This window comes from Streptomyces sp. NPDC044003, assembly GCF_056435185.1.
On record NZ_JBWKFA010000006.1, the window covers coordinates 278551 to 299946 of the forward strand.

Annotated in this window: 20 protein-coding genes and 1 tRNA gene; 13 read left to right on the forward strand and 8 right to left on the reverse strand. The window is 69.1% G+C overall.

The window, feature by feature from the left end; genetic code table 11:
• Positions 1-243: 243 nt before the first annotated feature.
• Both AC07AW_RS24705 and AC07AW_RS24710 read left to right on the forward strand, forming a co-directional pair.
• Entirely contained in the window at positions 244-600 is a 357-nt protein-coding gene (locus AC07AW_RS24705) for a PRC-barrel domain-containing protein (RefSeq protein WP_478817616.1), read from the forward strand.
• A gap of 30 nt (positions 601-630) precedes the next feature.
• On the forward strand, positions 631-801 hold the full coding sequence (locus AC07AW_RS24710) for a hypothetical protein (protein WP_478817617.1): 171 nt from the start codon (positions 631-633) through the stop codon (positions 799-801).
• 294 nt (positions 802-1095) lie between these two features.
• Here AC07AW_RS24710 and AC07AW_RS24715 read toward each other — a convergent pair whose 3' ends face one another.
• Positions 1096-1332, reverse strand: a complete 237-nt coding sequence (locus AC07AW_RS24715) for a hypothetical protein (protein WP_478817618.1) — start codon at positions 1330-1332, stop codon at positions 1096-1098.
• Positions 1333-1641: 309 nt separating this feature from the next.
• Here AC07AW_RS24715 and AC07AW_RS24720 point away from each other — a divergent pair, with 309 nt between their 5' ends.
• Both AC07AW_RS24720 and AC07AW_RS24725 read left to right on the forward strand, forming a co-directional pair.
• Positions 1642-3435 carry a virginiamycin B lyase family protein gene (locus AC07AW_RS24720; protein ID WP_478817619.1) on the forward strand — a complete coding sequence of 598 codons (1794 nt, stop codon included), beginning with the start codon at positions 1642-1644 and terminating at the stop codon, positions 3433-3435.
• 630 nt (positions 3436-4065) lie between these two features.
• Entirely contained in the window at positions 4066-5340 is a 1275-nt protein-coding gene (locus tag AC07AW_RS24725; protein ID WP_478817620.1) for a M23 family metallopeptidase, read from the forward strand.
• A 72-nt stretch (positions 5341-5412) separates the two neighbouring features.
• Here the strand turns inward: AC07AW_RS24725 and AC07AW_RS24730 are convergent.
• Positions 5413-5483 (reverse strand) — tRNA-Gly (locus AC07AW_RS24730).
• 415 nt (positions 5484-5898) lie between these two features.
• Here AC07AW_RS24730 and dcd point away from each other — a divergent pair.
• Both dcd and AC07AW_RS24740 read left to right on the forward strand, forming a co-directional pair.
• Entirely contained in the window at positions 5899-6474 is a 576-nt protein-coding gene (dcd, locus tag AC07AW_RS24735) for a dCTP deaminase (protein WP_030690788.1), read from the forward strand.
• 13 nt (positions 6475-6487) lie between these two features.
• Positions 6488-6985, forward strand: a complete 498-nt coding sequence (locus AC07AW_RS24740; protein WP_024755952.1) for a phosphoribosyltransferase — start codon at positions 6488-6490, stop codon at positions 6983-6985.
• Positions 6986-7050: 65 nt separating this feature from the next.
• Here the strand turns inward: AC07AW_RS24740 and AC07AW_RS24745 are convergent, their stop codons facing one another.
• On the reverse strand, positions 7051-7911 hold the full coding sequence (locus AC07AW_RS24745; protein WP_478817621.1) for a Yip1 family protein: 861 nt from the start codon (positions 7909-7911) through the stop codon (positions 7051-7053).
• A 213-nt stretch (positions 7912-8124) separates the two neighbouring features.
• Here AC07AW_RS24745 and AC07AW_RS24750 point away from each other — a divergent pair, with 213 nt between their 5' ends.
• Positions 8125-8772, forward strand: coding sequence for a hypothetical protein (locus tag AC07AW_RS24750; protein ID WP_478817622.1), 648 nt, complete (start codon positions 8125-8127; stop codon positions 8770-8772).
• A gap of 61 nt (positions 8773-8833) precedes the next feature.
• Here the strand turns inward: AC07AW_RS24750 and AC07AW_RS24755 are convergent, their stop codons facing one another.
• A complete protein-coding gene (locus AC07AW_RS24755) occupies positions 8834-11092 on the reverse strand; it encodes a (Fe-S)-binding protein (protein ID WP_478817623.1) in 2259 nt (752 codons plus the stop codon).
• Positions 11093-11199: 107 nt separating this feature from the next.
• Positions 11200-11679, reverse strand: coding sequence for a sugar transferase (locus AC07AW_RS24760; protein ID WP_478817624.1), 480 nt, complete (start codon positions 11677-11679; stop codon positions 11200-11202).
• Between the two features lie 228 nt (positions 11680-11907).
• Here AC07AW_RS24760 and dnaK point away from each other — a divergent pair, with 228 nt between their 5' ends.
• Genes dnaK through AC07AW_RS24780 form a run of 4 tightly spaced genes read left to right on the forward strand, consistent with a single transcriptional unit; the run spans position 11908 to position 16026 of the window.
• Complete coding sequence (gene dnaK / locus AC07AW_RS24765; protein WP_478817625.1) at positions 11908-13743, forward strand: molecular chaperone DnaK; 1836 nt, start codon at positions 11908-11910, stop codon at positions 13741-13743.
• A complete protein-coding gene (gene grpE, locus AC07AW_RS24770) occupies positions 13740-14372 on the forward strand; it encodes a nucleotide exchange factor GrpE (RefSeq protein WP_478817626.1) in 633 nt (210 codons plus the stop codon). Before dnaK ends, grpE begins: the two co-directional genes overlap by 4 nt.
• Positions 14373-14405: 33 nt before the next feature.
• A complete protein-coding gene (dnaJ, locus tag AC07AW_RS24775) occupies positions 14406-15578 on the forward strand; it encodes a molecular chaperone DnaJ (RefSeq protein WP_478817627.1) in 1173 nt (390 codons plus the stop codon).
• A gap of 4 nt (positions 15579-15582) precedes the next feature.
• The gene (locus AC07AW_RS24780) at positions 15583-16026 is read left to right on the forward strand and encodes a heat shock protein transcriptional repressor HspR (RefSeq protein ID WP_392159428.1); all 444 of its coding nucleotides are present in this window, start codon (positions 15583-15585) and stop codon (positions 16024-16026) included.
• Positions 16027-16095: 69 nt separating this feature from the next.
• On the opposite strand, the gene AC07AW_RS24785 is transcribed toward AC07AW_RS24780, so the two are convergent.
• Entirely contained in the window at positions 16096-17079 is a 984-nt protein-coding gene (locus tag AC07AW_RS24785) for a helix-turn-helix transcriptional regulator (protein ID WP_478817628.1), read from the reverse strand.
• A gap of 340 nt (positions 17080-17419) precedes the next feature.
• Between AC07AW_RS24785 and AC07AW_RS24790 the strand changes: the two genes are divergently transcribed.
• Positions 17420-17740 (forward strand): (2Fe-2S)-binding protein, encoded by a 321-nt coding sequence (locus AC07AW_RS24790; protein WP_478817629.1) that lies wholly within the window; start codon positions 17420-17422, stop codon positions 17738-17740.
• 104 nt (positions 17741-17844) lie between these two features.
• Here the strand turns inward: AC07AW_RS24790 and AC07AW_RS24795 are convergent, their stop codons facing one another.
• Positions 17845-18249, reverse strand: a complete 405-nt coding sequence (locus AC07AW_RS24795) for a pyridoxamine 5'-phosphate oxidase family protein (RefSeq protein WP_478817630.1) — start codon at positions 18247-18249, stop codon at positions 17845-17847.
• 122 nt (positions 18250-18371) lie between these two features.
• Here AC07AW_RS24795 and clpB point away from each other — a divergent pair, with 122 nt between their 5' ends.
• Positions 18372-20966: an ATP-dependent chaperone ClpB gene (gene clpB, locus AC07AW_RS24800; protein WP_478817631.1), complete on the forward strand. Its 2595-nt coding sequence runs from the start codon at positions 18372-18374 to the stop codon at positions 20964-20966.
• Here clpB and AC07AW_RS24805 read toward each other — a convergent pair.
• Entirely contained in the window at positions 20956-21390 is a 435-nt protein-coding gene (locus tag AC07AW_RS24805) for a hypothetical protein (RefSeq protein ID WP_478817632.1), read from the reverse strand. The two genes, clpB and AC07AW_RS24805, sit on opposite strands and share 11 nt — an antisense overlap.
• Positions 21391-21396: the final 6 nt, after the last annotated feature.

The following is a 21396-nucleotide window of genomic DNA, read 5'->3' on the forward strand; positions in this document are numbered from 1 at the left end:
ACGTGAACGAGGTCACCGGGCGCGGCCCGAGAGGCCGGCGAGTGCGCGCGGAGTCGGGCATGACCGCAGGCGCGGAGTACCGTGAGACCACGGCGGTATCTCGCCGACCATGAGGTGTCGGCGTCCCCGCGTAGGCAGGCGGACCACCATGGCCGTATGTGACGCTCCCACTCCTCAGAAGCTTCGGGACGAGATCCTCGTCGCCGCGCTTCCCGGACGAGCGGCGGACCGCCAGGAGCCGACATGATCCACATGGCGGACATCCGTGAGTGGCGAACCCATGACGTGGTGGACGCGCGGGGCCGCAGGATCGGTGAGCTGGAAGCGGTCTACGTCGACACCAGCACCGACGAGCCGGCCATGGCCACGGTCCGCGTCGGCCTACCCACCCGACACCGTCTGGTGTTCGTTCCTCTGGACGGCGCGACGGCGGGACCGGGCTACGTGAAGGTCGCCCACGACAAGGCGCTGGTGAAGCGGTGCCCTTCGCTCGGTACCGACGACGTACTTCCCGCCGGGGACGAAGAGGCGGTCTTCCGGCACTACGACCTCCCGTACCAGCCCGGGGCGAACGGTGAGAGGCAGCTGGCCCGCCGCTGAACCCCCAGAACCGAGCGAGGGGGCAGTCTCATGACACTCTTCCTGACCCTGATCATCATCGCGATGGTGCTGGGCATCATCGGTGCCACCGCCGACGGACTGCTCTACCTGCTGATCATCGGCATCCTGCTGCTCGTGGCGGACCTCGTCTACATCGCCGTGCGCATGCGCCGCGCCGTCCATCGCCGCCCGGTCCGGTGACCCGACGCACCGGATCATGGCCCAGGTCGTGGTCTTCCACCCAGCGAAGTAGGCGAGGTATCCGGGAAACGACGAAGCCCCAGGTCACTGACCTGGGGCTTCGTAGAAGAGCGGATGACGGGAATCGAACCCGCGCTATAAGCTTGGGAATCACCCGGTACTTGGGCCTGCGTATGGCATCTGACCTGCAAGAACGCCTATTGAGGGCCCACTTCCGGGCACCTCTGACTCACCCTTGTTGACCGTGTTTACCGCCTCTACTGGCACGTTGTGGCACGGTCTCCCCGCTGAGTGTCACACCTTTGCCGACACTGCTTCGCGTGCCGGCGCAGCCGGCTGACGTTCGGTGTCCAGTGCCGCCCGGCAGTCGCTGGCAGCGGCGGTGAGGGCCTGGCGGTAGGTGTTGGCCGACGACGTCCCCGGCGGCGAAGCCGCTGGGATGTCGGTACGGGCGGAGAGGGATTCCACCTTGATGTAGCCCTCGTCGTCGAGGTCGACCTGGCCGGTGAAGAGCTCGGCCTGGGCCCGCATGTCGCCGCCGTGTCCCAACGGTGGCCGATGCCCCCGCAACCCAGCGACACGTGGCCGCCCGCAGCCGGACGCGTGGCGCGCACGCGAGTACGCCGGACGACGGAAGATGGCCGGGGCGTGTGCCGGACTCCCGCGCCGAGAGCTGATGGTTCGTCAGGGATTTGGTACGACTGTCATGGCTGCACGAGCGTCGCACGCGGCCCCCACTGCCACGACCGCGGGTCGCTTGGCGATGCCCGGGCTGTGCTCGGATCCGCCACCCCGTCCGCGGCCCACGTCCTCCCTGTCCTCCCGGAAGGTGCCGCTGCCATGCCCGTGACCACGCTGCGCGATCCCCTGCCAGGAACGCTTCCACGCCGATGGCCCCGCCCCCGCCTGGCACGCCGACTGGCTTCCGTTCTCGTCGGCGCCCTGATCGGCCTGTCCATGGCCGTGGCCCCTGCCCGGGCCGCGGTCGGAGACATCACGGAGTACGTCCTGCCCAACCTGAACAGCACGCCGATCGACGTGGCGGCCGGGCCCGACGGGAACCTGTGGTTCACCGAGCAGGACGGCAACCGGATCGGGAAGATCACCACGGCCGGGGCCATCACCGAGTACCCCCTGCCCAACGCGAACAGCAGGCCGGTCGGTATCACTGCCGGGCCCGACGGGAACATGTGGTTCGCCGAGAACATGGGCAACCGGATCGGCAAGATCACCACGGCCGGGGCCATCACGGAGTACCCCCTGCCCAACGCGAACAGCGCGGTGGCCTTCATCACCGCCGGGCCGGACGGGAACCTGTGGTTCACCGAGGTCAGCGGCAACCGGATCGGGAAGATCACCACGGCCGGGGTCATCACCCAGTACACCCTGCCGAACATTGCCAGCCTCCCGACCGGTATCGCCGCCGGGCCGGACGGGAACCTGTGGTTCACCGAGCAACTGGGTCAGCGGATCGGGAAGATCACCACGGCCGGGGCCATCACGGAGTACCCCGTGCCCAACGCGGGCAGCAACCCGTTCGCCATCGCCGCCGGGCCGGACGGGAACCTCTGGTACACCGAGACCGAGGGCAACCGGATCGGGAAGATCAGCACGGCCGGGGCCATCACCGAGTACGCCCTGCCCCAGGCGAACTCCTTCCCGCAGGGGATCGCCGCCGGGCCCGACGGGAACCTGTGGTTCACCGAGGCCGACGGCAACCGGGTCGGCCGGATCACCACGGCCGGGGTCATCGACGAGTACGACCCGCCCACCGCCAACAGCTCGCCACGCGGTATCGCCGCCGGGCCCGACGCCAACATGTGGTTCGCGGAGAACCAGGGCAACCGGATCGGGAAGATCGAGACCGGTGTCGTCGTACCGCAAGCCGACCTGGCGGTCACGAAGTCCGACACCGGCAGCGACCCGACCACGATCAACGACACCATGACGTACACCCTCAACGTCACCAACAACGGCCCGGACCAGGCCGAGGACGTCGTGCTCACCGACACGCTTCCCGCACAGCTCGACTTCACTTCGGCGGACTCCGTCGACTGCACCGAGACCAGCCCCCAAGTGGTCACCTGCGAGATCGGCACGCTCGCGTCCGGGACGGGCACGACGGTGCACATCACCGCGACGGCCACCGCCGTGGGTACCTTCAACGACACCGCATCCGTGACCGGCTCCGTGCCGGACCCGAACACGGGGAACAACACCGACACAGAGGGCACCACCGTCACCCAGACGTGCCTCGGTCAGCCCGCCACGATCGTGGGGACGTCCGGGAACGACACCATCCAGGGCACCTCACGGCGCGATGTCATCATCGCCGGCGCCGGCAACGACATCGTCGACAGCCGTAGCGGAGACGACCTCGTCTGCGGCGGTTCCGGCGACGACACCGTGACCGCCGGCAGCGGAAACGACCAGGTGGACGGCGGGGGCGGTAGCGACATCCTGTCGGGCGACAGCGGCAACGACACGCTCGCCGGCGGCGCCGACAACGACTCCCTGTTCGGCAACGCCGGTCGCGACAGCCTCGACGGCGGCCCGGGAACGAACACGAACGACGGCGGCTCGGGATCCGACACGTGCACCAACCCCACCTCGGGGACCAGCTGCAACCCGTAGTGCGCACCAACTGAGACGGGAAACGTCGAAGTGGTTCCGCTGACGTTCCTCATCGCACGCGAATGGCACGCGGCCCCCGACAGGTCTGGACAACAACGAAGCCCCAGGTCTTTGACCTGGGGCTTCGTTACAAGAGCGGATGACGGGAATCGAACCCGCGCTATAAGCTTGGGAATCACCCGGTACTCGAACGTGGAAACGTCATCTGACCTGCGCGAATGGCCGTAATGGGGAGGCGACCCCGATGCCTGGCCGGACCCCCTGTTGACCGCTGTTCACCGGTCCTACTGGCACGTTGTGGCACGCGCCTGCGCAAGGCGCCAAGGCTGTCGCGCGCCTTCCGGGTGCGTCCACAGGGGCCGACGCTCTCAGGCTGAGGGCGGCGAATAATGCGTTGGCATCCCCCGGAGGCGTCCTGCCAGCCCGAAGCGGTCGTTCTGATTCGTTCTGGACAGCTCACCCTGTGACCCGTGCTCGCCGGTCGATGCGGCTGGACGGGTGCAGTTCGGACGTGGCTCCGGTGCCCTCGGCTCGGAGCGGCGCGTCGCCGGGCTACACAAGGGCATGCGCCTCTGCGCGGGGCGTGCCGGTGCCCTTCAAGGCCCGGGACCCGACGACTGGAAGAGCACCATGGCAGAGCGCGACCCTCGCAACCGCACCGGCCGCAGCCCGCTACGTCGCGGGCTCATCACCGCCGCCCTCGCGGTCGGCATGCTGACGGCTGCGGCGGCACCCGGGTTCGGAACCGGCACGACCCCGCCGGCGCCCGGACCGCAGTTCACCCCGTTGACGGCGGCGGTAATGACCGAACCGGCGCCGTTCAGAGCCACGGACGGCAAGACGCACCTCTCGTACGAACTCCTCACCACGAACGCGCTGCCCAGCAGCACGCAGGTGCGCCTCGACCGTGTCGAGGTCCGGGACGCCCGCACGCACCGGGTGGTGGGCTCGCTGAGCGGGCAGGCGCTGGCCGATGCCGCCAATCCTGTGGGTGATCCCCTGCCGGGTGCGGACGGGTACACCCCGGCGCCCCCGGGGCCGACGCCGACCGTCATCCCGGGTTCCCAGCAGTGGGTCGTCTGGATCGACCTGGCCCTGGACCGCGGCCAGTGGGTGCCCAAGGTCCTCGAACACCGTCTCTCGGGTGCCGTCCTGACACCCTCCGGTTCCTCCGCGTTCGAGGAGACGGTCCAGGTCACCCCGACCGATCGCACCACGCCGCTGAACCTGGACGCGCCGGTCCGCCCCGGCACCTGGTACTCCAGCGAGTCGTGCTGCGGCAACACCCACCACCGGCGCGGCCTCGGCCCGATCAACGGTCGCTTCTACGTGCCGCAGCGCTTCGGGATCGACTGGTACCGGGTCGGCGAGCAGGGACAGACCTGGGAAGGCGACCCCGCGCGGCTCACCAGCTACCTCAGCTACCAGCAGCCGGTCGTCGCCGCGGCCGGCGGCAGAGTGGTGGAGGTTCAGGACGGAATCCCGGACAACACGCCGCCCGTCACACCGCCGGTCCCGCCGATCGACAAGACCGTCGGCAATCACGTCACGCTGGAGGTCGCGCCGGGCCGCTTTCTGCTCTACGGCCACCTGAAGCCAGGCTCCCTCAAGGTCCGGGAAGGCGACCACGTCGAACCCGGCCAAGTCCTCGGGCTGATCGGCAACAGCGGCTACTCCACCACGCCGCACCTGCACTTCCACGTGATGACCACGCCCGACTTCTTCCCGACCGACAGCCCGCCGTTCACCTTCCGGGAGTTCCGCGTCGTCGGACAGGTCGAACCGCGCCTCTGGGACGACAACCTGGGCCTGCAGCCGACGGGCGTCTTGCCGATCTCGCCCTCGCCGTACGAGGGCCCTCACCGTGCGCGGTATCCGCTCGACCGCGAGGTGCTGGAGTTCTGACCGGATTCCGGTCGTGCCGACGGTCGAGGCAACGACGAAGCCCCAGGTCGCTGACCTGGGGCTTCGTGGAAGAGCGGATGACGGGAATCGAACCCGCGCTATAAGCTTGGGAAGCTCATGTTCTACCATTAAACTACATCCGCACAGCGGCCGGGTGATCCGTGCCGCATCGTTGCACACTGTACCCCATGCGCCACTTGAGGCGAAGCTCACGGCTTCGTCCGTGCGGAGTGCCGCGTGGAGGGCGCCCCCTTCATCCCCTAATGTGGCTGATCGTCCACCACATGTGTAGGGGAAGGGACTTGATGGCTTCGATGGAGCGCACCGTCGTCCGTTGTGCCGAAGGGCATGTGTTCAGTACCGCCTCGTTCCCGCTTCAGCAGCTCGGTCCCGGGCGGATCGGGCCCGGGCGGCTGATCCGCTGTCCGCGCTGCGCGCGGTTGCGGCACGCGGTGCCGGTGGAGGTCGGGCGGCGCTGAGCCGTGCGGTGCCGGGGCGCGGGTGCCTGCCGATCGGGGCAGGTCCGCGCCTTCTGCGTATCGTGCGTATCGTGGGGGCGTGCTTCTCTCAGACAAGGACATCCGGGCCGAGATCGATGCCGGACGGGTGCGCATCGACCCGTACGACGAATCCATGGTGCAGCCCTCGAGCATCGACGTGAGGCTTGACCGCTTCTTCCGGGTGTTCGAGAACCACCGCTACCCGCACATCGACCCCGCCGTCGAGCAGCTCGACCTGACGCGCGAGGTCGAGCCGGAGGGCGACGAGGCGTTCATCCTGCACCCGGGCGAGTTCGTGCTCGCCTCGACCTACGAGGTCATCACCCTGCCGGACGACATCGCTTCGCGGCTGGAGGGGAAGAGTTCCCTGGGGCGGCTCGGGCTGGTCACCCACTCGACCGCCGGGTTCATCGACCCCGGTTTCTCCGGGCACGTGACCCTGGAGCTGTCGAACCTCGCCACCCTGCCGATCAAGCTCTGGCCCGGCATGAAGATCGGCCAGCTGTGCATGTTCCGGCTGAGCTCGCCCGCCGAGTTCCCGTACGGGAGCGAGCGGTACGGCTCGCGGTACCAGGGCCAGCGGGGCCCGACGGCCTCCCGCTCGTACATGAACTTCCATCGGACCCAGGTGTGAGGCGGTCGCAGGCATGAGTGAAGTACGCGAGAACCTGACGTACGAGGGCTTCGGCACCGCCGTCCGCGAGCTGGCGCAGACCATCGCCGACGACGGTTACGAGCCCGACATCGTGCTCTCCATCGCCCGCGGCGGCGTCTTCGTCGCCGGCGGTCTTGCCTACGCCCTCGACTGCAAGAACATCCACCTCGTGAACGTGGAGTTCTACACCGGGGTCGGGACCACCCTGGAGATGCCGGTCATGCTGGCGCCCGTGCCCGACGCGATCGACTTCTCCGACAAGAAGGTCCTGATCACCGACGACGTCGCCGACACCGGCAAGACGCTCAAGCTCGTCCACGACTTCTGCGTCGACCACGTCGCCGAGGTCCGCTCCGCCGTCATCTACGAGAAGTCCCACTCCCTCGTGAAGTGCGAGTACGTGTGGAAGAAGACCGACGAGTGGATCAACTTCCCCTGGTCGGTCGAACCGCCCGTCGTGAAGCGCGAGGGTCAGGTTCTCGACGCCTGAGCCCCCGAGTACGGGAGAAGGCCCCCACCGCACGCGGTGGGGGCCTTCTCCATGGACGTCGGTCGTTACAGCATGCCCAGCTTGATCAGGCTCAGCAGCGCCACCAGCTGGATCGCCGACGCTCCCAGCGCCTTCGGCCACGGCAGGTCGTGCGAGCGGCTCACCATCACCGTGAACAGTGCGCCCGCCGCCAGCCAGGTCGCCCAGCCGAGGACCTGCACCAGGCCGTTCTCGCCGCCCAGGAAGAGCGCGAAGACCAGGCGCGGCGCGTCCGTGATCGACATGATGAGCATGGAGAGGCCGACCGTGGGCTGCCAGGCACCGTCGCCGCCCAGCTGGCGCGCGAGGGTGTGCGTGACCGCGCCCAGGATCAGACCGCCGAGCACGAAGCCGCAAGCGGTCATCAGGACGTACGGGATCGCCGTCGACAGCGTCGCGTTGATCGCCTCTTCGCGGGCCTTGTCGAAGCCGAAGATCGCGAGCAGCCCGTAGAGGAACGTGACGATCAGCGCCGGTCCCCACACGGCGTGGTCCCGCATCCGCAGGAACGTGTCCGCCGGGCGGAGCACGATGCCGCTCAGGAGCGCCTTCCACGGGAGCCGGGGGCCCGTCGGTACGGGGGCGGGCGCCGGCCCTGCCTGCCCGTACGGGTCGTCGACGCTGAACATCTGGGTGTGGCCCGGGTTGTTCGCCGCCGCCGCGTGCTGCTGGTGCTGCCCGCCGTACGGCTCGCCGAAGTACTCCGGCTCCCCGTAGGGCTGCTGCCCGTGCTGCCCCTGCTGCCCGTACGACTGCCCCTGCGGCGGCTGCTGCCACTGCTGCTGCGGGTAGGGCGGCGGGGCCGCGTTGTACCCGTACGGCGCCTGCTGCGGTTGTTGTTGCGGGGGGCGGTTGTCCCGGCCGCGTCCGTTCCTGAATCCAGCCACGTCGTCGAACGTACCCGCTTCCGCTGTGTGTTCGCTCCTCCGCCCGTTCCTTGCCACTGAGCTGTGACATCCCCTAGGGGGCGTTCCGGGGCCCCGGGGGCGTGACCTGGTCGTGGGGGAGGCGCGGGGCAGCTGTTACAAATCCGACGTATCGCCTCAATGTCGTACTCGTAGCTTCGGAGATGTCAGCGACCCGAGCAAGGAGCTCTTCCGATGCGTGTCACCCGTCGTTCCGTCCGTACCGCCGCCGTCGCCACCGGGGCCGCCGCCGCCCTCCTCCTGCCGGCCGCCGGGGCCGCCTTCGCCGCCGATTCCCCCGCGCCGACCGCGAGCGACCAGGCCGCGAGTGACCGGGGCGCCGGTGACCAGGCTGCGAGCGACCAGGCCGTGAGTGGTCAGAGCGCCGGTGACCAGGCCGTGAGTGACCAGTCGGTCTTCTGGCGGAACGTCGACCTCGCCGACGGCTCTCTCGCCAAGGTCTACCAGGACGGCCCCGGCCGTTTCTCCGCCGACATCTACGGCGGCGGCTCCCTGATCGACACCCTCGTCAGCAGCGACGGCAAGCCCGCGTACGGGGAGAACAACGGGCTCCACGTCGTCCTCCGGCCCGACGGCACCGTCTCCTCCTGGCTGGACAAGGCCCCCGCCCCCAAGCCCGCCCCGAAGACGAAGCCCGCCCACAAGCCCGCGCCCAAGAAGCAGGCCCCCCGCAACACCACCAAGGTCGTCAAGCTGCCCGACGGGCACACCGCCACCTTCTTCGCCGGCAAGGACGGGCGGCCCTACGTCAAGCTCTCCGTCCCCGGCGGCAAGAGCTGGACCTACAACTTCCACGGCACCCTCGTGAGCCAGGTGCGCTGAGAAAGCCGAAAAGGGCCGCCCCGCGCTTCTCGCGCGGGGCGGCCCTTTCACGTGTCCGGGATCAGACGGCCGGCTCCGGCTCCTCCGCCGCGGCCTCCGGCTCCGGGTCGACCGGGGCCTTCACCGAGTCCAGGAGCAGCTGCGCCACGTCCACGACCGTGACGGACTCCTTGGCCTTGCCCTCGTTCTTCTTGCCGTTCACGGAGTCCGTGAGCATGACGAGGCAGAACGGGCAGGCGGTGGAGACGATGTCCGGGTTGAGGGACAGGGCCTCGTCGACGCGCTCGTTGTTGATGCGCTTGCCGATCCGCTCCTCCATCCACATCCGGGCACCACCGGCGCCGCAGCAGAAGCCGCGCTCCTTGTGGCGGTGCATCTCCTGCTGGCGCAGGCCCGGGACGGCGGACATGATCTCGCGCGGCGGCGTGTAGACCTTGTTGTGGCGGCCCAGGTAGCAGGGGTCGTGGTAGGTGATGAGGCCCTCGACCGGGGTCACCGGGACCAGCTTGCCCTCGTCGATGAGGTGCTGGAGCAGCTGGGTGTGGTGGATGACCTCGTACTCGCCGCCGAGCTGCGGGTACTCGTTGGCGATGGTGTTGAAGCAGTGCGGGCAGGTCGAGACGATCTTCTTGGCCGACTTCGGCTTCTTGGTCGTCTCGTCCTCGTCGTCCTCGCCGAACGCCATGTTCAGCATGGCGACGTTCTCCTGGGCGAGCTGCTGGAAGAGCGGCTCGTTGCCGAGGCGGCGGGGGGAGTCACCGGTGCACTTCTCGTCGCCGCCCATGATCGCGAACTTGACGCCCGCGATGTGGAGCAGCTCCGCGAAGGCCTTGGTGGTCTTCTTGGCCCGGTCCTCCAGGGCGCCGGCGCAGCCGACCCAGTAGAGGTAGTCGAACTCGGAGAGGTCCTCCGCGTCCTTCCCGATGATCGGGACCTCGAAGTCGACCTCCTTGGTCCACTCGACGCGCTGCTTCTTGGCCAGGCCCCAGGGGTTGCCCTTCTTCTCCAGGTTCTTGAGCATCGTGCCCGCCTCGGACGGGAACGCGGACTCGATCATCACCTGGTAGCGGCGCATGTCGACGATGTGGTCGATGTGCTCGATGTCGACCGGGCACTGCTCGACGCAGGCGCCGCAGGTGGTGCAGGACCACAGGACGTCCGGGTCGATGACGCCGTTCTCCTCGGCGGTGCCGATCAGCGGGCGCTCGGCCTCGGCGAGGGCGGACGCCGGGACGTCCTTGAGCTGCTCCTCGGTGGCCTTCTCGTTGCCCTCCATGTCCTTGCCGCCGCCCGCGAGCAGGTACGGCGCCTTGGCGTGCGCGTGGTCGCGCAGCGACATGATGAGGAGCTTCGGGGAGAGCGGCTTGCCGGTGTTCCAGGCGGGGCACTGCGACTGGCAGCGGCCGCACTCGGTGCAGGTGGAGAAGTCGAGGATGCCCTTCCAGGAGAACTGCTCGACCTGGGAGACACCGAAGACGGCGTCCTCGGCCGGGTCCTCCCAGTCGATCTCCTTGCCGCCCGTGGTCATCGGCTGGAGCGCGCCCAGGGCGGTGGAGCCGTCGGCGTTGCGCTTGAACCAGATGTTCGGGAAGCCGAGGAAGCGGTGCCAGGCGACGCCCATGTTGGTGTTGAGCGAGACCGTGATCATCCAGATGAAGGACGTGACGATCTTGAGGCACGCGAAGAAGTACGTGAGGTACTGGATCGTGCTGAGGTCCAGGCCGTCCAGGAGCGCGATCAGCGGGTACGAGGCGAAGAAGCCCGGCTCCCAGCTCGTCACGTGGTGCTGGACGCCTTCGAGGGCGCGGAGCGTCATGATGCAGACGCCGACGATCAGGATGACGGCCTCGACGAAGTACGCCTGGCCGGTCTTGGAGCCGGCGAAACGGGACTTGCGGCCCGCCTTGGTCGGCTTGCTCAGCTGGCGGATGACGATGAGGGTCACGATGCCGAGGACCGTCATCAGGCCGAGGAACTCGGTGAAGATCTCGTACGGCAGCCAGTCACCGATGATCGGGATCAGCCAGTCGGCCTGGAAGAGCTGGCCGAAGGCGTTCACGATGGTGAGGAGCAGCGAGAAGAAGCCCACCGCGACGAACCAGTGTGCGAAGCCGACGATGCCCCAGCGGTTCATGCGCGTGTGGCCGAGGAATTCCTTGACCAGCGTGATGGTGCGCTGCTTGGGGTCACCGGTGCGTGTGCCGGCGGGGACGGGCTGACCGAGCCGCACGAAGCGGTAGATCTGCACGGTGGCGCGGCCGAACAGCGCGACGGCCACCACCGTGATGGCGATCGACACGATGATCGCGGCGAGTTGCATGACGGGCTCCTCGGGCGGGCCTACTAAGCGGTAACTTATTGAGTTCCTGCTGAGATTACCCGGTCACGGCGCCGCGCTGTAGCGGCGCTCGCGGTGATATGTGTCGCTCAGGCAAACCTTGCCGCGCGACGCCTGCGTACAGCTGGAAGCGTACGCGCAAGGATCAGCAGATCCATCCCCAGCCAGTGGTGGTCCACATAGTGGAGATCGAGCAGCTCGCGCTCCTCCCACGGCAGGTCCGAGCGACCGCTGATCTGCCACGGTCCGGTCACTCCCGGGCGTACGGAGAGCCGGCGGCGGCCCTCGCCCGCGCACTCGCGGTGGGCCGGGGTCAGCGGGCACGGTCCGACGAGCGACATCCGGCCCGCGATCACGTGCAGCAGCAGCGGCAGGGCGGCCAGCGGGCTCTTCGAGCGGAAGGTCAGCATCGTGAAGGGCCGCCCCTCCAGGCCGGCCACCGTCCGGCGGCGCAGGACCGTGCCGCTGCCGCCGAGGGTGACGGACAGGGCGGTCCAGGCGATCAGGGGCGAGAGCGCGAGGAGCAGGACGAGCCCGCCGGCCACGTCGAACGCGCGCTTCGCCGTCATGCGCTCACACCCTTCGGCGGGAATCCTGGGATCGGGAATCCCCGGACATGTCCTGACTATGTCCGGACCCTCTCATGCGAACCTGGTCAAACGGGGGAACGGCGCGCCCTTTGAGTGGGGCAGTCGATGAAGAGTTGAGTCGCCTCCACTCAGGTCTGTTGACGCAGGCGACCTCCTCGTGCATCCTTGAGTCAGTTCCACTCAAGTCAGTCAGCTGGAGGAATCGAAATGGCACGTGCGGTCGGCATCGACCTGGGCACGACTAACTCCGTCGTCAGCGTTCTGGAAGGCGGCGAGCCCACCGTCATCACCAACGCCGAGGGCGCCAGGACCACGCCGTCCGTCGTCGCCTTCGCGAAGAACGGCGAGGTGCTCGTCGGCGAGGTGGCCAAGCGTCAGGCCGTGACCAACGTCGACAGGACCATCCGGTCGGTCAAGCGCCACATGGGCACCGACTGGCACATCGAGATCGACGGCAAGAAGTTCAACCCGCAGCAGATGAGCGCCTTCATCCTGCAGAAGCTCAAGCGCGACGCCGAGGCGTACCTGGGCGAGAAGGTCGTCGACGCGGTCATCACCGTCCCGGCGTACTTCAACGACTCCGAGCGTCAGGCCACCAAGGAGGCCGGTGAGATCGCGGGCCTCAACGTCCTGCGCATCGTCAACGAGCCGACCGCGGCCGCCCTGGCCTACGGCCTCGACAAGGACGACCAGACGATCCTCGTCTTCGACCTCGGTGGCGGCACCTTCGACGTGTCCCTCCTGGAGATCGGCGACGGCGTCGTCGAGGTGAAGGCCACCAACGGTGACAACCACCTCGGTGGTGACGACTGGGACCAGCGCGTCGTCGACTACCTGGTGACGCAGTTCCAGAACGGTCACGGCGTGGACCTGGCCAAGGACAAGATGGCTCTCCAGCGTCTCCGCGAGGCCGCGGAGAAGGCGAAGATCGAGCTCTCGTCCTCGACCGAGACCTCCATCAACCTGCCCTACATCACGGCCTCCGCCGAGGGCCCGCTGCACCTGGACGAGAAGCTCACGCGCGCCCAGTTCCAGCAGCTGACCTCCGACCTGCTCGACCGCTGCAAGGTGCCGTTCCACAACGTCATCAAGGACGCGGGCATCAACCTCTCCGAGATCGACCACGTCGTTCTCGTCGGTGGTTCGACCCGTATGCCGGCCGTCGCCGAGCTCGTCAAGGAGCTGACCGGTGGCCAGGAGGCCAACAAGGGCGTCAACCCGGACGAGGTCGTCGCCATCGGCGCCGCGCTCCAGGCCGGTGTTCTCAAGGGTGAGGTCAAGGACGTCCTGCTCCTCGACGTGACCCCGCTGTCCCTCGGTATCGAGACCAAGGGCGGCATCATGACCAAGCTCATCGAGCGCAACACCACGATCCCGACCAAGCGGTCCGAGATCTTCACGACGGCCGAGGACAACCAGCCGTCCGTGCAGATCCAGGTCTACCAGGGCGAGCGTGAGATCGCGGCGTACAACAAGAAGCTCGGCATGTTCGAGCTGACCGGTCTGCCGCCGGCCCCGCGTGGCGTCCCGCAGATCGAGGTCGCCTTCGACATCGACGCCAACGGCATCATGCACGTGACCGCGAAGGACCTGGGCACGGGCAAGGAGCAGAAGATGACCGTCACCGGCGGCTCCTCGCTGCCGAAGGACGAGGTCGACCGGATGCGCCAGGAGGCCGAGCAGTACGCGGACGAGGACCACCGCCGCCGCGAGGCCGCCGAGTCCCGCAACCAGGGTGAGCAGCTCGTCTACCAGACGGAGAAGTTCATCAAGGACAACGAGGACAAGCTCCCCGGTGACGTCAAGGCCGAGGTCGAGGCCGCGCTCGTCGAGCTGAAGGAGAAGCTCAAGGGCGAGGACACCGCCGAGATCCGCACCGCCACCGAGAAGGTCGCGGCCGTCTCGCAGAAGCTCGGTCAGGCGCTGTACGCCGACGCCCAGGCCGCCCAGGGTGCCGCGGGCGCCGAGGCCCCGAAGGCCGACGACGACGTCGTCGACGCCGAGATCATCGACGACGAGCCCCAGAAGGGCGGCCAGGCGTGACCGAGGAGACCCCGGGCTTCGAGGAGAAGCCCGACGTCCCCTCCGGCGCCACCGCTGACGACGCCGCCGAGGCCGTCGAGTCCGAGGAGGACTCGACGGCCCCGGCCGGGGACGCTACGGACGTAGCCCTGCTGGCGCAGCTGGACCAGGCCCGTACCGCGCTCACCGAGCGCACGGGCGACCTCCAGCGGCTCCAGGCCGAGTACCAGAACTACCGCCGCCGCGTGGAGCGGGACCGGGTCACGGTCAAGGAGATCGCCGTCGCGAGCCTCCTGTCCGAGCTCCTGCCCGTCCTCGACGACGTCGGCCGGGCCCGGGACCACGGCGAGCTCGTGGGCGGGTTCAAGTCGGTGGCCGAATCGCTGGAGACCGTCGTCGCCAAGATGGGTCTGCAGCAGTTCGGCAAGGAGGGCGAGCCCTTCGACCCGACGATCCACGAGGCCCTGATGCACTCGTACGCGCCGGACGTCACCGAGACGACCTGCGTGGCGATCCTGCAGCCGGGGTACCGGATCGGCGAGCGGACCATCCGGCCCGCGCGCGTGGCCGTCGCCGAGCCCCAGCCGGGGGCGCAGGCGAAGGCCGAGGAGTCGGAAGACCCCGACAAGTCCGAGAAGGACAGCGAGTAACAGCCGTACCCGGAAGCGGGAGGAGGGACGTCGATGAATACGAAGGACTTCGTCGAGAAGGACTACTACAAGGTTCTCGGCGTCCCCAAGGACGCCACCGAGGCCGAGATCAAGAAGGCGTACCGGAAGCTCGCCCGCGAGAACCATCCGGACGCCAACAAGGGTGACGCGAGCGCCGAGGCGCGCTTCAAGGAGATCTCCGAGGCGAACGACGTCATCGGCGACCCCAAGAAGCGCAAGGAGTACGACGACGCCCGCGCCCTCTTCGGGAACGGCGGTTTCAGGGCCGGCGGCCCCGGAGGCGGTGGCTCGTTCAACTTCGACCTGGGCGACCTCTTCGGAGGCGCCCAGGGCGGGGCGGGCGGCGGCTTCGGCGGCGGCGGCATCGGGGACGTCTTCGGCGGCCTGTTCAACCGCGGCGGGGGCGCCACGCGCACCCAGCCGCGGCGCGGCCAGGACATCGAGTCCGAGGTGACGCTCAGCTTCACCGAGGCCATCGAGGGCGCGACCGTACCGCTGCGGATGTCCAGCCAGCAGCCGTGCACGGCGTGCTCGGGCACCGGCGACAAGAACGGCACGCCCCGGGTGTGCCCGACCTGCGTCGGCACCGGGCAGGTCTCGCGCGGCGGCAGCGGCTCCTTCTCGCTGACCGACCCGTGCGTGGACTGCAAGGGCCGCGGCCTCATCGCCGAGAACCCCTGCGAGGTCTGCAAGGGCAGCGGCCGGGCCAAGTCCTCCCGCACCATGCAGGTCCGCATCCCCGCGGGCGTCAGCGACAACCAGAAGATCCGTCTCCGCGGCAAGGGGGCGCCGGGCGAGCGCGGCGGGCAGAACGGCGACCTGTATGTCGTCGTGCACGTCGACGACCACCCCGTCTTCGGCCGCAAGGACGACAACCTCACCGTCACGGTGCCGATCTCCTTCTCGGAGGCGGCGCTCGGCGGCGAGATCAAGGTGCCGACCCTCGGCGGCCCCGCGGTCACGCTCAAGCTGCCCGCGGGCACCCCGAACGGCCGGACCATGCGCGCCAGGGGCAAGGGCGCGGTCCGCAAGGACGGCACGCGCGGCGACCTCCTCGTGACGGTCGAGGTGGCGGTGCCGAAGGAGCTGGACGACAAGGCACGCGAGGCCCTGGAGACCTTCCGCGAGGCGACCGCCTCGGAGGACCCGCGGGCCGAGCTGTTCCAGGCCGCGAAGGGAGCGTGACCCGGTGGAAGGGCGCCGACGCAATCCGTACGAACTGACCGACGAGTCGCCGGTGTACGTCATCTCGGTGGCGGCCCAGCTCTCCGGTCTGCACCCGCAGACCCTCCGGCAGTACGACCGTCTCGGCCTGGTCTCCCCGGACCGCACGGCCGGGCGAGGCCGCCGCTACTCGGCCCGTGACATCGAGCTGCTGCGCACCGTCCAGCAGCTGTCGCAGGACGAGGGCATCAACCTGGCCGGAATCAAGCGGATCATCGAACTGGAGAACCAGGTCGCGGCGCTCCAGGCACGTGTGTCCGAGCTGTCGGCGGCGGTCGAGGGCGCGGCGGCGACGCTGCGCCAGCGCGAGGCCCAGGTGCACGCCTCGTACCGCCGGGACCTGGTGCCGTACACCGACGTGCAGCAGGCGAGCGCTCTCGTGGTGTGGCGGCCGAAGCGCGGCGAGTAGCTCCCCGTACCCAGCACGGAGGCCCCCTTCACCGATGGTGGAGGGGGCCTCCGCCGTGTCCCGGGCCGTTCAGCTGTCCCGTTCGAGGATCCCGGACTGGGCGATCAGATAGCCGAGCTGCGCCCGGCTCCCGCTGCCGAGGGCGGCGGCGAGCTTGGCGATGTGCGCCCGGCAGGTCCGCACGTTCATCCCGAGCCGGCGGGCGATGGCCTCGTCGACGTGTCCCTCGACGAGGAGCTTGGCGATGGAGCGCTGGACGCCGCCGATGCCGTCCACGGAGGGGCTGTAGGGGGTCTCCTCCTCCCAGGGCACGCCGTGGAGCCAGAACTGGTCGAAGACGCCGACGAGGTACTGGACGAGGCCCTCGTGGCGCAGTTCGAGGGCGACCTGGCGGTCGCTGCGTGCGGGCACGAAGGCGACCTTGCGGTCGACGATGATCAGCCGGTCGATGATCTCTTCGAGGGTGCGCAGTTCGAGCCCGTAGGAGGCGACCCGCTCGACGTAGGCGAGGGTGGCGGGGTGGTGCCGGGCCGTGTGCTGGTAGAGCGTGCGCATCCGGACACCGCGGTCGAGCAGTGACTCCATGCGGCGCAGGGCGGCTTCGAGCGTCTCGGGGCGCCGCCCGCTGCCCGGCTGGATCGTGAGGAGTTCCTCGGTGCACTCGTTGATGGCGCGGTCCAGCGCGGCGTTGATGACGCTGAGGCCTTCGAGGACCGTGATCGCCTGGGTGCCGGAGGGGTCCTGCGTGTGGATGGCCATGAAGGGCTCGAAAGCGTCGGCCAGGGCGATGGCGTGCTGCCGGCGGGTCTGTATCTCCTGCTCGATGGGGTGGACGAGCTGGTTGAGAGCGATCGACGGCGGCACGGGGTGCAGCCACTGGCTGTCGTCCGGGTCCGGGTGGAGGAGGGCCAGTTCCTTCAGACAGGGGGCGGCTTCGGCGTCGGAGCGGGCTATTCGGCCGGTGCGAAGTGCGCTCGCGTAGAGCTCCTTACCTACGTCGCATAGTTCACCGTGACTGTGCTTATGACCGGACTCGTCGCATTTTTGCCTCATTTGCACCCCCCTCAGGGTCATGAATTACAGGAACATGATGCCCGGGTTGGCTGGTGAAAAGGGACGTGCGTGAGCCATCGTCTTACTCGCGGGGGGGAGGCAGTGATCAAAAGAGGTGGAGATCGGCCATGACCAGGATGGTTCGTGCACTTAGCGCCATAGCCGTTGCGGCGGCTGCTCTCGGCGCAGTCGCCGCGAACGGCGAACCCTCATGGGAGACGCCCCCGACGCACATCGTGGCGGAACCGGGCGAACCCTCGTGGGAGAGCACTCCCGCGGATGTCGTTCTCGCGAGTCCCTACGAGCCCTCCTGGGAGTTCGCTCCCACGGGCGCGGACGCGTGAGCCTCCCGCAGGACGACCCCAGGTTCCGTCGGGAGATGGCCTCGGCCTATCGCTCCGGCTGGCACTTCGTCGATCTCGCCACGGCCATCCCCCACCGTGGTGACTCGCTGAAGGTCACGCTCTTCGGAGAGCCGATCGTCGTCGCCCGCGAACAGGACGAGGACGTCCGTGCGTACCGCTGTCTGCGTCGTCCCCGCGGCGCGCCGCAGCCCATCCGCTGTGCCATCCGGTACGGCATGATCTTCGTCAATCTCGATCAGCGGGACCACCAGCTGATCGAACCAGAGGCCATCACCGCCACCCCCCGCAGTGCCTGAGCGATTCCCCCGTCGTTGTAGATCGCTCCGGCACTTCCCCCACACAGCGGCGCCATCGCGGACCTGAAACGCGATGGCGCCGCTGTGCGTCTGCGTGTCGGTGGTCAGGCGCGGCCCATCGCCCGGGTGAGGGCGATCTCGATGACGACCCGGTCCGGGTTCGGGGCCGGCGTGCGGCCGTACCGCTCGGCGTAGCGGGCGACGGCGTCCGCGACGACCTCCTCCTCCGTACGGATGCGGGCGACGCCCTCCAGGGTGGCCCAGCGCCCCTTGTCGACCTGGCAGACCGCGACCCGCGCGCCGTCCGCGCCCGCGGCCAGGACGTTGGCGACCTTCCGGCTGTTCTTGTTGGTGATCACGCGCGCGTACCCGCCCTCGGGGTCGTACGTGACGCCGACCGCCACGACGTGCGGCGTGCCGTCCGGGCGCGGGGTGGTCAGGGTGCACATGTGGTACTCGCGCCAGAAGCTCAGGTACGAGTCGGCAGGGTTCCTGGGGTCTGTGGCCATGCCCGGAAACTACCCGGGGCCGAGCTCCCTCCGATACCTTGAGCCGCTTCGACTCAACTTTGTGTACTCTGGAGAGGTCATAGAAGGAGAGGACCCACGAGAACCCAGAAGGAGCACCGCACGTGGACGCCGAACTGACCAACAGGAGCCGGGACGCGATCAACGCGGCGAGCAGCCGCGCCGTGTCCGATGGGCATGCCGACCTGACCCCCGCCCATCTGTTGCTGGCCCTCCTGGCCGGTCAGGACAACGAGAACATCACCGACCTGCTGGCCGCCGTCGGCGCCGACCAGGCCGTCGTCCGCGGCGGCGCGGAGCGGCTGCTCGCCGCCCTGCCGAGCGTCACCGGGTCCACGGTCGCGCCCCCGCAGCCCAACCGCGAGTTCCTCGCGGTCATCGCCGACGCCGACAAGCGCGCCAAGGAGCTCGGCGACGACTTCCTGTCGACCGAGCACCTCCTGATCGCGATCGCCGCCAAGGGCGGCCAGGCCGGTGAGATCCTCGACGCGCAGGGCGCGAGCGCGAAGAAGCTGCTCGACGCGTTCGAGAAGAGCAGGGGAGGACGCCGGGTGACCACACCCGACCCGGAGGGGCAGTACAAGGCGCTGGAGAAGTTCGGCACGGACTTCACCGCCGCCGCGCGCGAGGGCAGGCTGGACCCGGTCATCGGCCGCGACCACGAGATCCGGCGCGTGGTCCAGGTGCTGTCCCGCCGCACCAAGAACAACCCGGTCCTCATCGGCGAGCCCGGCGTCGGCAAGACCGCCGTCGTCGAGGGCCTCGCCCAGCGGATCGTGAAGGGCGACGTCCCCGAGTCCCTGAAGAACAAGCGGCTGGTCTCGCTCGACCTCGGCGCGATGGTCGCCGGCGCGAAGTACCGCGGCGAGTTCGAGGAGCGCCTGAAGACCGTCCTCTCCGAGATCAAGGAGAGCGACGGCCAGATCATCACCTTCATCGACGAGCTGCACACGGTCGTCGGCGCGGGCGCCGGCGGCGACTCCGCCATGGACGCCGGCAACATGCTGAAGCCGATGCTGGCCCGCGGCGAGCTGCGGATGGTCGGCGCGACCACCCTCGACGAGTACCGCGAGCGGATCGAGAAGGACCCCGCCCTGGAGCGCCGCTTCCAGCAGGTCCTGGTCGCCGAGCCGACCGTCGAGGACACCATCGCGATCCTCCGCGGCCTCAAGGGCCGGTACGAGGCCCACCACAAGGTGCAGATCAACGACTCCGCGCTGGTGGCCGCCGCGACCCTCTCCGACCGGTACATCACCTCCCGCTTCCTCCCCGACAAGGCCATCGACCTCGTCGACGAGGCCGCCTCCCGGCTCCGCATGGAGATCGACTCCTCGCCCGTCGAGATCGACGAGCTCCAGCGCTCCGTGGACCGGCTCCGCATGGAGGAGCTGGCCCTGAAGAACGAGACGGACGCGGCGAGCAAGCAGCGCCTGGACAAGCTGCGGCGCGACCTCGCCGACCGCGAGGAGGAGCTGCGCGGCCTGACCGCCCGCTGGGAGAAGGAGAAGCAGTCCCTCAACCGGGTCGGCGAGCTGAAGGAGCGCCTCGACGAGACCCGCGGCCGCGCCGAGCGCGCCCAGCGCGACGGCGACTTCGACACCGCCTCCAAGCTGCTGTACGGGGAGATCCCGGGCCTGGAGCGGGAGCTGGAGGAGGCCACCGAGGCGGAGGCCCAGCAGGAGGCCTCGAAGGACACCATGGTCAAGGAGGAGGTCGGCCCCGACGACATCGCGGACGTGGTCGGCTCCTGGACCGGCATCCCCGCAGGACGCCTCCTGGAGGGCGAGACGCAGAAGCTGCTGCGGATGGAGGACGAGCTCGGCCGGCGGCTGATCGGCCAGTCCGAGGCCGTCCAGGCCGTCTCGGACGCCGTGCGCCGCACGCGCGCCGGGATCGCCGACCCCGACCGGCCCACCGGCTCCTTCCTCTTCCTCGGCCCGACCGGCGTCGGCAAGACCGAGCTGGCGAAGGCGCTCGCGGACTTCCTCTTCGACGACGAGCGGGCCATGATCCGCATCGACATGTCGGAGTACGGCGAGAAGCACTCCGTCGCCCGGCTCGTCGGCGCCCCTCCCGGCTACGTCGGCTACGAGGAGGGCGGCCAGCTCACGGAGGCGGTCCGCCGCCGCCCGTACAGCGTGGTCCTGCTCGACGAGGTGGAGAAGGCGCACCCGGAGGTCTTCGACGTCCTGCTCCAGGTCCTGGACGACGGACGCCTGACCGACGGACAGGGCCGGACGGTGGACTTCCGCAACACCATCCTGATCCTGACCTCCAACCTGGGCAGCCAGTTCCTGGTGGAGCCGCTGACCAGCGAGGACGTGAAGAAGCAGCAGGTCCTGGAGGTCGTGCGGGCGAGCTTCAAGCCCGAGTTCCTCAACCGGCTCGACGACCTGGTCGTCTTCTCGGCCCTCGACCGGACCGAGCTGGGCCGGATCGCGCAGCTCCAGATCGACCGGCTCGCGAAGCGGCTCGCCGAGCGGCGCCTCACCCTGGACGTCACCCCGGCGGCGCTGGAGTGGCTCGCCGAGGAGGGCAACGACCCGGCGTACGGCGCCAGGCCGCTGCGCCGCCTGATCCAGACGGCGATCGGCGACCGGCTCGCGAAGGAGATCCTCGCGGGCGAGGTCGTGGACGGCGACACGGTCCGGGTGGACCGCTTCGAGGACGGGCTGATCGTGGGCGCGGCTACACGTTGAACGAGCTGAGGTGTACGAGGGCGGTGCCGCCGTCCTCGTACACCACCTTCACGTGGACGTAGAGCGCCTGGTCGTAATCCATGTCCAGGCACAGGTCCGCGTCGCAGGAGACCGGCGGCTCGCCACCGGGATAGGTGGCTTTCAGCCAGTCGGCCACCCCGGCGCGCGGCATGCGGAAGTCCGCGGTGATGTACGAGTCCTGCCAGTGCATCCCGGTGCACCGGGCGTCCTCGGCGTCCGCCGGAAGCCGGCCGCGGGCGAACTCCATCGCGTCGGCGCAGTCCATCGGCTGCTGCCTGCTGCCCTCACTGATGGAGTAGGCACCCCAGGCCAGCAGCGTGACCGGCAGACCGCAGAGCGCGACGAGCGCCACCAGGAGCCAGATCCACCACCGGGATTTCTTCTTCGCGTCCCCCACGGGCACGAGATC